The organism is Acidovorax lacteus, from assembly GCF_039540375.1.
GTDB lineage: Bacteria > Pseudomonadota > Gammaproteobacteria > Burkholderiales > Burkholderiaceae_C > Acidovorax_G > Acidovorax_G lacteus.
Window position 1 is genome coordinate 208,794 of the sequence record NZ_BAABEX010000004.1, and the last position, 11,419, is coordinate 220,212.

9 protein-coding genes and 1 pseudogene are annotated in these 11,419 nt (G+C 65.6%); 5 read left to right on the forward strand and 5 right to left on the reverse strand.

All coding sequences use genetic code 11. The features are described from left to right. Positions 1-57 precede the first annotated feature (57 nt). The 5 genes from ABD866_RS02995 to ABD866_RS03015 form a co-directional block, all read right to left on the reverse strand. Positions 58-1,446, reverse strand: a complete 1,389-nt coding sequence (locus tag ABD866_RS02995; protein WP_345061003.1) for an ATP-binding protein — start codon at positions 1,444-1,446, stop codon at positions 58-60. Then, entirely contained in the window at positions 1,443-2,108 is a 666-nt protein-coding gene (locus tag ABD866_RS03000; protein ID WP_345061004.1) for a winged helix-turn-helix domain-containing protein, read from the reverse strand. The genes ABD866_RS02995 and ABD866_RS03000 overlap by 4 nt, the downstream gene beginning before the upstream one ends. A 30-nt stretch (positions 2,109-2,138) precedes the next feature. Beyond that, the gene (locus tag ABD866_RS03005; RefSeq protein ID WP_345061005.1) at positions 2,139-2,861 is read right to left on the reverse strand and encodes a cytochrome b/b6 domain-containing protein; all 723 of its coding nucleotides are present in this window, start codon (positions 2,859-2,861) and stop codon (positions 2,139-2,141) included. Positions 2,862-3,191: 330 nt separating this feature from the next. After that, positions 3,192-4,832, reverse strand: coding sequence for a chaperonin GroEL (gene groL / locus ABD866_RS03010; protein ID WP_345061006.1), 1,641 nt, complete (start codon positions 4,830-4,832; stop codon positions 3,192-3,194). A gap of 97 nt (positions 4,833-4,929) precedes the next feature. Further along, positions 4,930-5,220, reverse strand: a complete 291-nt coding sequence (locus tag ABD866_RS03015; protein WP_015012625.1) for a co-chaperone GroES — start codon at positions 5,218-5,220, stop codon at positions 4,930-4,932. A gap of 829 nt (positions 5,221-6,049) precedes the next feature. On the opposite strand from ABD866_RS03015, the gene ABD866_RS03020 reads away from it, so the two are divergent. The 5 genes and pseudogenes from ABD866_RS03020 to ABD866_RS03040 all read left to right on the forward strand — a co-directional run. After that, the gene (locus ABD866_RS03020; protein ID WP_345061007.1) at positions 6,050-8,146 is read left to right on the forward strand and encodes a TonB-dependent receptor; all 2,097 of its coding nucleotides are present in this window, start codon (positions 6,050-6,052) and stop codon (positions 8,144-8,146) included. A gap of 2 nt (positions 8,147-8,148) precedes the next feature. After that, a complete protein-coding gene (locus tag ABD866_RS03025) occupies positions 8,149-9,513 on the forward strand; it encodes a PepSY-associated TM helix domain-containing protein (RefSeq protein ID WP_345061008.1) in 1,365 nt (454 codons plus the stop codon). A 270-nt stretch (positions 9,514-9,783) separates the two neighbouring features. Beyond that, on the forward strand, positions 9,784-10,335 hold the full coding sequence (locus tag ABD866_RS03030) for an SCO family protein (protein ID WP_345061025.1): 552 nt from the start codon (positions 9,784-9,786) through the stop codon (positions 10,333-10,335). Positions 10,336-10,367: 32 nt separating this feature from the next. Further along, positions 10,368-10,838 carry a copper chaperone PCu(A)C gene (locus tag ABD866_RS03035; RefSeq protein ID WP_345061009.1) on the forward strand — a complete coding sequence of 157 codons (471 nt, stop codon included), beginning with the start codon at positions 10,368-10,370 and terminating at the stop codon, positions 10,836-10,838. Between the two features lie 284 nt (positions 10,839-11,122). Further along, positions 11,123-11,419: pseudogene (locus tag ABD866_RS03040) on the forward strand (energy transducer TonB); the annotation flags it as partial.

Here is an 11,419-nt window from a genome sequence, read left to right on the forward strand (position 1 = left end):
GCGCTCGCGGCGCAGCACGCGGCGCCGTGCGGCAGCGGGCTTGCGCGCGCGGCAGGCCTAAACGTGCGGCAGGGGCGCGTTCCAGCGCACCTGCACGCGCAGGCCACCCAGCGTGGGGCTGGTGTCGGCCTGCACGCCCAGCCCGTGCAGCCGCGCAATGCGCTGCACGATGGACCATCCCAGTCCGCTGCCGCTCTGGCCTGTGCCGAGCACTCTGAAGAAGCGCTCGCCCAGCCGGTCCAGCGCCTCGGGCGGCACGCCGGGGCCGCTGTCTTCCACGCACAGCTGCCCGCCTCCAGGTGCGAGGGGTTCGATGCGCACACGCACCGTCGATCCGTCCGGGCTGTAGCGCAGCGCGTTGTCCAGCAGATTGCGCATCAGCACTTGCGCCAGGGCCTCACCCACCGGCGCAGCCGGCACGCCGGCGGCCACATCCAGCACCACCGTCTGGTTTCGCTGCCGCGCTTGGGGGGCCAGCCATGCAGCGACGGTGCTGCCCACGGCGGCCATGTCGCATTCCGCACCGTCGGCGTTTGCGTCGGTTTCGAGCCGCGCCAGCTGCAGCAGTTGTTCCACCAGCCGCGTGGCGCGGTCGCAGCCTGCCAGTGTGGCCCGCAAGGCCGCCGTGCGGTCGGCGGCATCGCTGGCGCCCAGCGCCACCTGTGCCTGCATGCGGATGCCTGCAATCGGCGTGCGCAGCTCGTGGGCTGCGTCGGCCGTGAAGCGGCGCTCGGCCTCGACCATGTGTGCCACGCGGTCCAGCAGCTGATTGAGTGCTTGCACCAGCGGCAGCACTTCGGGCGGTACGCCGGATTCGGGCAAGGGCGCAAGCGACTGCGGCGCACGCTCGGCCACGCTGGTGCCCAGGGCCTGCAAGGGCCGCACCGCACCACGCACCGCCCACCACACGCCCAGCGCCGCCAGTGGCAGCATCAGCGCCAGCGGGGTGAGCACACTGCGCACGCTGGCCAGCACCACATCGCGGCGGAACCATTCCAGCTCGCCCACAAGCATCTGCACGTGGCCGTCGTCCGTGTGCGTGGCAAACACGCGCCAGTCCTGGCCCTGCACCTGGCGGTCCAGAAAGCCGCTCGCATCCGGCGGGGCCAGCGGCACGGTGGGTGCGCTGGCGGAGCGGGCCACGAGCTGCCCTGCGTGCCACACCTGGAACACCACGCGCGGCTGGTACTTGTGCAGGTCGGCGGCCGTCTGCTGGCCGCGTTCGTCCAACTCGTCCAAGGGTTGCAGCAGCAGCAAGGCCGCGGCCTGGGCCAGGTGGGCGTCCTGCAGCTCGCTCACTTCGTGCCGCGCGTCCACCCAGGTGAGCACCCCGGTGGCGGCCCAGGCGAGCACCCACAGCGACAGCACGGCCGTGAGCAGGCGGCGCTGCAGCGATGCGGTGCGCGGGGCGGCTGCAGGCCGATCCGGGGCGGGCGTGCTGCTCATGCGCCCTCGCGCGGCAGCCGGTAGCCCACGCCTCGCACGGTCTCGATCAGCCCGGGGGCCAGCTTGCGGCGCAGGTGGTACACATGCACTTCCACCGCGTTGCTTTGCACTTCACTGCCCCAGGGGTAGAGGTGCTGTTCGAGCTGCTCGCGGCTGAGCACGCGGCCCGCGTTGCGCAGCAGTGCGTGCAGCAAATCGAACTCGCGTTGCGACAGCTCTACAGGCTGGCCCTGCCACTGGGCGGTGCGGCCTGCGGGGTCGAGCGTGAGCGCGCCATGCTGCAGCAGCGGCTCGGCCTGCCCATGTGCACGCCGCACCAGCGCGCGCAGGCGGGCGGCCAGCTCTTCGAGGTCGATGGGCTTGACCAGGTAGTCGTCGGCTCCAGCGTCGAGCCCGGCGATGCGCGCACTCACGGCGTCGCGGGCAGTGAGCACCAGCACCGGGGTGCGGCAGCCTGCGCGGCGCACGGCGGCCAGGGCCTGCATGCCGTCCAGGCGGGGCAGGCCCAGGTCCAGGATGGCGGCGGCAAAGCCATCGGTGCGCAGCTCGCGCTCGGCGGCCACGCCGTCGCGCACCCAGTCCACGGCAAAGCCGTGTTGGGCCAGGCCAGCCTTCAGGCCCGAGCCCAGCAGTTCGTCGTCTTCAGCCAGCAGAATGCGCATACGCAGGGTGGGAGTGGGTTCGGTGTTGGCTCAATCGTCGTCATCGTCGTGGCGGCGTTCGTGGCCCACGGCAGCGGTGTCGGCCACAGCCGTCTGCACGCTGTCCCATTGTCCCCACAGAAAGGCGGTGAGCACCAGGGCGCACAGCACAGCCACGCCCAGGTGGTTGCGCGGCGTCACATCCGGCCCAGGGCCGGGCACGGTGCCGCTGAACATGGGCGACAGCGCCTGCCGCCCGCGCAGGGCCACCGCTGCGGCCAGCGCGGCCGCGTGCCCCAGTGCCAGCAAGGGCAGTGCACTGCCCAGGGCCTCGTGCACGTCTTCCAGCCATTTGCCCGCCCAGCCGCTGTGCAGCAGTGCCACGCCCGACAGCGTGGCAGGCGCTGCCAGCAGCAGCAGGCCCAGGCCTGTGAGCGCGATGGCACCGCCCACCCGTACCGTCCAGCCTGCCTCGGGGCGCAGCCCGGCCTTGAGCGCGGCACGCACCCGGGTGACCAGCCCGCCGATGCGCGTACTGCGCGGCCCGACCAGGCCCCACAGCAGGCGCAGCACCAGCACCCCGACCACACCGTAGCCCAGCAGGGCGTGCACGGCACGGGCGCTGTCCCATTCGCTGGTGGCATAGGCCCCCACCACGCCGATGGCCAGCAGCCAGTGCAGCAGGCGGCTGGGCGCATCGCGCAGACGGCGGCGGGGTGCGGCCGGGGGCTCGGCGGCGGGCGAAGGGGGGAGGGCGGCGGTGGTCGATGTCATGCCGCCATCGTGCGTGCGCTGGCTGAAGCGGGGCTGAAGGCTGCGCTGCGGGCGGTTCGGGGTTTCCGGTCCGGTATAGGCAAAAATGGCAGCTTGTGCTTGTCTGTGCTGAATAAGATGCTATTAAATAAATAGCGCTTGCTGCTGCTTTTCGAGCGGCTGGTCACCCCGAGCCGCGCAACGCTGCTGGGGCTGTGCTGCTTCGGCGGCGTTGGGCGGCAAGGGCCAGGACGACCGGCGCGCCCATGAAAAAAGCCCGCAGGCCGAAGCCTGCGGGCTGGGTCGGAAGCCACGCACGGCGTGCGGCCGTGCGGTGCGCCGGGGGCTGGATTACATGTCCATGCCGCCCATGCCACCCATGCCACCGGGCATGGCCGGGGCAGCGGCTTCTTCCTTCGGTGCTTCGGCGACCATGGCTTCGGTCGTCAGCAGCAGCGAAGCCACAGAAGCGGCGTTCTGCAGGGCGGTGCGGGTCACCTTGGTCGGGTCCAGAATGCCCATTTCGATCATGTCGCCGTAGGTGTCGTTGGCCGCGTTGAAGCCGAAGTTGCCAGCGCCTTCCAGCACCTTGTTGACCACCACCGAAGGCTCGCCACCGGCGTTGTAGACGATCTCGCGCAGGGGCGCTTCGATGGCCTTCATCACCAGCTTCACGCCAGCGTCCTGGTCGGCGTTGTCACCGCGCAGCTCGCCCACGGCCTGGCGGGCACGCAGCAGGGCCACACCGCCGCCGGCCACGATGCCTTCTTCCACGGCAGCGCGGGTGGCGTGCAGCGCGTCTTCCACGCGGGCCTTCTTTTCCTTCATTTCGACTTCGGTGGCAGCGCCCACCTTGATCACGGCCACGCCGCCGGCCAGCTTGGCCACGCGCTCTTGCAGCTTCTCACGGTCGTAGTCGCTGGTGGCTTCTTCGATCTGGATGCGGATCTGCTTGACGCGGGCCTCGATGTCGGCTGCAGCACCAGCACCGTCGATGATGGTGGTGTTTTCCTTGGCCACTTCGATGCGCTTGGCTTGGCCCAGGTCGGCCAGGGTCACCTTCTCCAGGCTCAGGCCCACTTCCTCGGCGATCACCTTGCCGCCCGTCAGGATGGCGATGTCTTCCAGCATGGCCTTGCGGCGGTCGCCGAAGCCAGGGGCCTTGACGGCCACGACCTTCAGGATGCCGCGGATGGTGTTGACCACCAGCGTGGCCAGGGCCTCGCCCTCGACTTCTTCGGCAATGATCAGCAGCGGACGGCCGGCCTTGGCAACTTGCTCCAGCGTGGGCAGCAGGTCACGGATGTTGCTGATCTTCTTGTCGAACAGCAGCACAAAGGGGTTGTCCAGGATCGCGGCCTGCTTCTCGGGGTTGTTGATGAAGTAGGGCGACAGGTAGCCGCGGTCGAACTGCATGCCTTCCACGACGTCCAGTTCGTTGTTCAGGCTCTTGCCGTCTTCCACGGTGATCACGCCTTCCTTGCCCACCTTGTCCATCGCGTCGGCAATGATCTGGCCGATGGAGGTGTCGCTGTTGGCCGAGATCGAGCCGACCTGGGCGATTTCCTTGGAGGTGGTCGTGGGCTTGGAAGCCTTCTTCAGCTGTTCCACCAGGGCCGCCACGGCCTTGTCGATGCCGCGCTTGAGGTCCATGGGGTTCAGGCCGGCGGCCACGTACTTGCTGCCTTCGCGCACGATGGCCTGGGCCAGCACGGTGGCGGTGGTGGTGCCGTCACCGGCGTTGTCGCTGGTCTTGGACGCCACTTCCTTCACGAGCTGGGCGCCCATGTTCTGCAGCTTGTCCTTGAGTTCGATTTCCTTGGCCACGGACACACCGTCCTTGGTCACGGTGGGGGCGCCGAACGAGCGCTCGAGCACCACGTTGCGGCCCTTGGGGCCCAGGGTGACCTTGACCGCGTTGGCCAGAACGTTCACACCTTCAACCATGCGGGCGCGGGCTTCGCCGCCGAAAACTACGTCTTTTGCTGCCATGTTGGAAGCTCCTGAAATGGGGGTTCAAATTGGCTGCTTGTGCTTATGAAGCAAGCACGAGCAGCTATCAAAAAGTGAGTAATAAACGGGCGAAGGATTACTTCTCGACCACCGCGAACAGGTCGTCTTCCTTCATCACCAGAAGTTCGTCGCCATTGACCTTGACGGTCTGGCCCGAGTACTTGCCGAACAGAACGCGGTCGCCGACCTTCACGTTCAGGGCGATGACTTCACCCTTGTCGTTCTTCTTGCCGGGACCCACGGCCAGCACTTCACCTTGATCGGGCTTTTCAGCGGCGTTGTCGGGGATCACGATGCCAGAGGCGGTCGTGGTCTCGCTCTCGATACGCTTGACGATCACGCGATCGTGCAGGGGGCGAAGGTTCATTGCATTGCTCCTGGTTTCAAAAAAAACGGCATCAATCCAGGCACCCGGACGCCCGGGCACCATCCCTGGGCAGTGGTGCTGTTAGCACTCATCTGCAGCGAGTGCTAATGATACGGGCATTTGTGACGGTTTCAAGACCAGGGGCTTCGGGCGATGACGCCAGACGCATCCCCGGCTGCGTGTGCGCGCACGATGGTCCGAGTGGGCGCAATGTGGCTGTCCCGGCGATAACTCGGCCTTCATGCACCGCCTACGCTCCTCCACGCTGCTCGCCCGCCTTGTTCTGGCGTGGTTTTGTTGCGTCGTAGGAGTGGCCAGCGCCGCCCCGCTGATCCATTCCCAGTCGCTGGAGTTGGTCTGCAGTGCCTCTGGCTCTGTCAAGCTGGTGGTGGTTGGCTAGGCCGGGGACGAGGGCAACGCATCCGATCTGCAGGCCTTGGGCCCGTATGGGCTTGACTGCATTCTCTGTGTGCAGTTGCAAGCGCCTGTTCCGCAGCAGCCTCCAGTCGAGCCGTTCGCTTCAGCGCGGCAGCACAACCGACCTGTTGCAGCGTCGGTGCACCGGCCGCAATGGGACGGCACCGCCTTGCCTGCGCGTGGACCGCCTCGGTTCTCAGCGGCCTGATCTTCTTTTTGTTGGCTTGCGCCCGGCACGACGCAGTCGTGGCCCGCAGCACTTTGCCTCCCCACTTTTTTTAGCGCTCCCCTATCTGTTCTGCCCTGTGTAGAAGACGTCGTTGCGCGCCGGTAGTGGTCCTGGTGGGGCTGCTGGCGTTTGCAGCGCGTGGTCACTGAGGCGCCGAACATCGAGGGGGCCGTATGGTTCCCTATGCCAAGCCTCTCACGTATCCCCTCTGGTGTGCCCGCGCGGCATGCGCTCGCCCTGGCCGTTGCAACCGCCATCTCGACCCTGTCTGTCCCGGCGTGGGCCCAATCTGCAGCCTCTGCAACCCCTGCCGCCGAGGCCTCCTCAGACGCAGCTCTCACGCTGGGTACCGTCACCGTCAAGTCCGCCCCCTGGGGGGCGCTCAACGTGCGCAATGTCTTCAGCTCGGTGGACATCCTGGGTGCCAGCATGTTGCAAGACCAGCATGTGGACTACAGCTGGGAACTGCTCACCCGTGCACCTGGCGTTCAGGTCACGCAGTTCAAGCAGGGCACCGATGCCGGGCGCTTTTCGATGCGCGGATTCAATGGCGAAGGACGGGTCAACGCCGTCAAGCTGCTCATTGATGGCATTCCCAGCAACGACAACGCAGGGGGCATGCCGTTTCTGGATGCTGTGTTTCCTCTGGAGATGGAAGCCATCGAAATTGTGCGGGGCACCAACGATCCGCGGCACGGCCTGAACAACATTGCAGGCAACGTCAATGTCATCACACGTCAAGGCGGCAACGACGGCCAGGCCAGCCTGACGCTGGGCAGTTTTGGCACGCGCGAGCTGCAAATCACCAAGGGTTTTGAGAGCGGCAACTGGAGCCAGAACTACTTTGTAGCCACCCGCGAATCCGATGGCTACCGCGACCATGCCAATGCCGATAAAAAGGCGCTGTCGGGCAGGTGGTTCTACACCAGCGACGGTGGTCAATGGCGTGCCGGTGTCATTGCCCGCTACTACAGGAACAAGGCGCTGGAGTCTGGTTACCTCACGGCCGAGCAGGCTGCCCGTGCACCTCGCAGCTCACCCGCCTATGCCGCGTGGGATCGCAGCGCGCGTGAGACCACGCAACTGAGTGCGCATCTGGAGGGGCAGCTGTCCGATGATCTGGCCTGGACCACCCGCGCCTATACCCAGCACTATGAGAACCGGCGCTTTGTGCGCTTCTCTGAAGCGGGTGTGCAGCAAGAGCGATACAACGACGAGGCTCACAAGGGCCTGATCTCCACCCTGACCTGGCGGCCCAAAGTCGCATGGGCACATGCCTTCGCTCTGGAGGGCGGCTTTGACGCGCAATGGCAGGACAACGCTGCCGAGCGCTATCGCACAGTGCAGCAGGTGCGTACTTCTCAAATCCGGGACTGGGACTTTGACCTGAACACACGGGGTGCCTATGTGCAGGCCGTGGTGCAACCTGTGCAGGCGCTGAAGATCATTCCCGCGCTGCGGGTAGACCGCATCAGCGGCCGCTTTACCGATAGCCTGACCAGGGTGACATCCCCTGTGCACGACTACGGCACCATCACCCAGCCCAAGATCAGCGTGGCCTACGCGGTACGGCCCGACACCAGTGTGTATGCCAACTGGGGCCGTACTTTCCAGATTGGCACGGGGATCGACAGTTTCCGAACACCGTCGCAAAGCCGCAATCTGGACCCGTCGCTCAACGATGGCTGGGAGACCGGCGTGAAGTGGCAGCCCACCACAGGCGTCGAAACCCGCGTGGCCTACTGGGAGCAGCGCGCCAGTGGCGAAGTGGCGCGTGTTTTGGGCGTGAACGGCCTGCCCGATCCTGGCGGGCAGGGCAACGTCGGCCGTACCGTGCGCAAGGGTCTGGATGTGCAGATCAATGCACGCCTGGATGCGCGGTGGAGCGGCTGGCTGGGCTACTCGTCACAAATCGCGCGCATTGTGGAACCCGATCCGAGCGCTCCGGCGACGCGCGGCAAAGAGATTGAAAACGTGCCGCGCTACCTCGCCACCCTGGGCTTGGACTACCAGGCCAGCACGCAGCTCAAGCTCAGCGCCTGGACCAATGCACAGGGGAACTACTACCTGGAGCGCACCAACACCCTGGGGCGTACCGGAGGCTACGCGCTGCTCAACCTGGGAGCGACATGGCGGCTGTCGCCCACGCTGGATGTGGGTCTGCAGCTCAAGAATGTGACCAACCGCAAGTACGTCTATGCGTGGTACGACAGCGGATCGTCCGGCTACTCGCCTGGCGACGGTCGCAGCGCTTATGCCGGCGTGTACTGGAAGTTCTGAGCATGGCGCGCGCTTTCACCTCTGAGCAGGGTGGACAGACAGAGCCCGGCTCTGCGCTCACCCGCAGCAGCGTGTACCGCGCCGTCTGGCGCTGGCACTTCTATGCTGGGCTGCTGGTGCTGCCGCTGCTCATCTGGCTGGCGGTAACGGGCGCGCTGTTTGTCTACCACCAGGCCATTGATCGGTATGTGCATGCAGACCTGCTCACGGTTCCTGTGCCTGCAGCGGCTGGCACTGAACCCGCACCACACAGTGCCGTCCTGGCCGCCGCCTTGGCTGCCCAGCCTGGCACCTGGTTCAAGTACACGCCCCCTGCCGCAGCGGGCCGCTCTGCCGAGGTGGGCGTGCGCACCGTCGATGGGGACAAGGTGGCCGTTTATGTAGACCCTGCCAATGCCAAGGTGCTGGGTACTCTGAGCGACCGGGGCACGCTGGGCTGGACGATCCGCAAGCTGCACAGCCTGAAGTACTTTGGCCCGGTGCAACGTGGCTTCATCGAAATGGCAGCGGGCTGGGCGATCTTGCTGGTGTTCACCGGCCTGTATTTGTGGTGGCCGCGCGGCTCGGTTGCGGCGTCCCGGGGGGGCGTGGTCACTGTGCGCGGTACGCCACGCCAGCGCGTGTACTGGCGCGATCTGCATGCAGTGACCGGGGTGGTGGTAGGTGTTGGCCTGCTTTTCCTGGCAATAACGGGCATGCCTTGGTCGGTGCTGTGGGGCGCCAAGGCCAACGAATGGGCCAATGGCCATGATTTTGGCTACCCCGCAGGCGTGCGTGTCCAGCTGCCCATGTCGGGCCAACCTCTTGCCGACATGGCGCACCTGCCGTGGACACTGCAACGCACGCAGCAGCCCGGCAGTGCGAGTCTTGAGCATCAGCAAGGCCATGCGGCGCATGCCCAAACGAACGCGGAGCACAACCCGCATATCTGGCATGGCGAGGGGTCCGTCGCGCAGTCTGCAGCAACGTCCAGCCCCGCCCGCACCGCGCTTGACATCGACACCGTGATGGTCCTGGTGCAGCGCCTTCAACTGGCCCCCGGCTACACCGTGAACCCACCGCAGGGTGCGCAGGGTGTATTCACCGCGTCTGCCTACCCGCACGACCTGGCGCTGCAGCGCGTTGTGCACCTGGACCAGTACACCGGACGGCCGCTGCTGGACATGTCATACGGCGATTACGGCCCATTGGGTCGATGGCTGGAATGGGGCATCAACATTCATTTGGGGCAGGAGTGGGGCGTGTTCAACCAGCTGCTGCTGCTGGCGCTCTGCGTGGGCATCGTGCTGCTGTGCGTGTCGGGTGCCGTGATGTGGTTCAAGCGCCGACCGGCGGGCGGCGTGGGCGTGCCCCCGTTGCCAGCATAGCGTCGAGCGCTGGCAGGGGTGATGGCCGTGCTGGCGGTGGGAGGTCTGGTGTTTCCGTTGGTCGGGGCGTCGATGCTCGTTCTGGCGTGTGTCGATGCGCTGGTGGTGCGTTGCATGCGGCGGTGAGCCGCCGTCCTCAGCAGTTTGAAAACAGACGCATGGTGGTGGCGAAGCACCCCATGTCCAAGGAGGAAGGCATTGAAATCGCGTCTTGATTCTCGCGACCTGTTTCGCCGGCGCTTGCTTGTCTCGGCGGCTTTCACTGGCGTGATGTCATTGGCGTTGTGCGGCTGTCAGCAGAAGGCGCCCACAAAGTACAACGGCATCGACATTTCGGGCGCCGAATATGGCAAGAACTTCCGGCTCAAGGCTCCGGATGGAAGTGAGCGGACCCTCGCGGACTTCAAGGGTAGGGCTGTCATGCTGTTTTTTGGGTTCACGCAGTGTCCGGATGTCTGCCCGACCGCGTTGGCGCGCGCCGCAGAAGTGAAGCGGTTGCTGGGAAATGACGGAGAGCGGCTCCAGGTGATTTTCATCACCATCGACCCTGAGCGTGACAGCCCTGAGATGCTCAAGGCCTACACAGCGGCTTTCGATCCCAGCTTTCTGGCGCTGTACGCGGATGTCGACCATACCGCTCAGACGGCCAAGGAGTTCAAGGTCTATTACAAGAAAGTGCCGACCGGTTCCTCTTACACGATGGACCACACAGCCCTGAGCTATGTGTATGACCCAGACGGCAGGCTGCGGCTCGCCTTGCGCCACGAGCAAACGGCCAAGGACTACGCCGAAGACATCGCAAAGATCTTGAACCCCACCTGAATCCCTATCCACCAACTCTCCCAGGAGAAAACATGAAATTCTCGATCCGCATGACAGTTCTGACTGCATCGCTGCTGGCCGCCTCGGTCCAGGCCCAGGTCACTGTGAAAGATGCGTGGGTTCGCGCCACCGTGCCGCAACAAAAGGCAACGGGCGCCTTCATGCAGTTGCAAGCGGCCAAAGACAGCAAACTCGTCGCTGCCGCATCCCCTGTTACACCGGTCGTCGAAGTGCACGAAATGGTGATGCAGGACAACGTGATGAAGATGCGCCAGGTGTCTGGTATCGATCTGCCCGCCGGCAAAGCCGTCGAGCTCAAACCTGGGGGCTACCACGTGATGTTGATGGACTTGAAGCAGCCGATCAAGGAAGGCGATGTGGTGCCAATGACCCTGGTGATAGAGAGCAAGGACGGCAAGCGCGAGTCGGTGGAACTGAAAGCGTCCGTGCGTGCCCTGGGAACCGGTCAGCAGTCCACTTCTGCGGGCGGGCACAAGCATTGAGGCTGTGCGCAAGCGCACACAACGCGCCTGAACACAGCAGTCGCCTTCGTTGCAGCAATTCTTTCGGAGTCTTATCGGCGCCGCCGAGGGATTCCACAGCCCATGAATCCCGTGACTTCTTCGCTGGGAATCGCCGCGGACATTTGCCAACGTCGTGCCCCATCTTCTGCAAGTGCTAAACCCTTCGAGTCATCTGGCTGCTGTCGGTCAAGGCGTTGCCTTGATCGACAGCGTGACCCGACATGACAGCCATTGCTTGCCCGCCAAGCACGAGCGGCTTCTCTATGCCCCATCCTGATCGTTTTGCCTCCACCTCTGGTCAGAGTCGCAATGCGCTGATCGCTGGCTCCATCGTGCTCGCGCACGTGGCGGTGATCTGGGCCATCCAATCGGGCCTGGCCCGCAAGGCGGTCGAGGTCATCGTGCCGGCCGAGTTGCTCAGCGAATTCATTGCGCCCCCCGCCCCGCAGGTGGCTCCGCAGCCACCCGCGCCGCCGGCACCGGCCACCCCCAAGCAGCCTGTGCCCAAGGCCGCGGCGCCGCGCCCAGCCCCACAGCCACTGGCCATTGCCGACCCGACC

What these genes read in the sequence shown, in the direction of transcription:
- ABD866_RS02995 (WP_345061003.1), bottom strand. Translation starts at nt 1,446, where the DNA reads ATGAGCAGCACGCCCGCCCCGGATCGGCCTGCAGCCGCCCCGCGCACC.
- ABD866_RS03000 (WP_345061004.1), bottom strand. Translation starts at nt 2,108, where the DNA reads ATGCGCATTCTGCTGGCTGAAGACGACGAACTGCTGGGCTCGGGCCTG.
- ABD866_RS03005 (WP_345061005.1), bottom strand. Translation starts at nt 2,861, where the DNA reads ATGACATCGACCACCGCCGCCCTCCCCCCTTCGCCCGCCGCCGAGCCC.
- groL (WP_345061006.1), bottom strand. Translation starts at nt 4,832, where the DNA reads ATGGCAGCAAAAGACGTAGTTTTCGGCGGCGAAGCCCGCGCCCGCATG.
- ABD866_RS03015 (WP_015012625.1), bottom strand. Translation starts at nt 5,220, where the DNA reads ATGAACCTTCGCCCCCTGCACGATCGCGTGATCGTCAAGCGTATCGAG.
- ABD866_RS03020 (WP_345061007.1), top strand. Translation starts at nt 6,050, where the DNA reads ATGCCAAGCCTCTCACGTATCCCCTCTGGTGTGCCCGCGCGGCATGCG.
- ABD866_RS03025 (WP_345061008.1), top strand. Translation starts at nt 8,149, where the DNA reads ATGGCGCGCGCTTTCACCTCTGAGCAGGGTGGACAGACAGAGCCCGGC.
- ABD866_RS03030 (WP_345061025.1), top strand. Translation starts at nt 9,784, where the DNA reads ATGTCATTGGCGTTGTGCGGCTGTCAGCAGAAGGCGCCCACAAAGTAC.
- ABD866_RS03035 (WP_345061009.1), top strand. Translation starts at nt 10,368, where the DNA reads ATGAAATTCTCGATCCGCATGACAGTTCTGACTGCATCGCTGCTGGCC.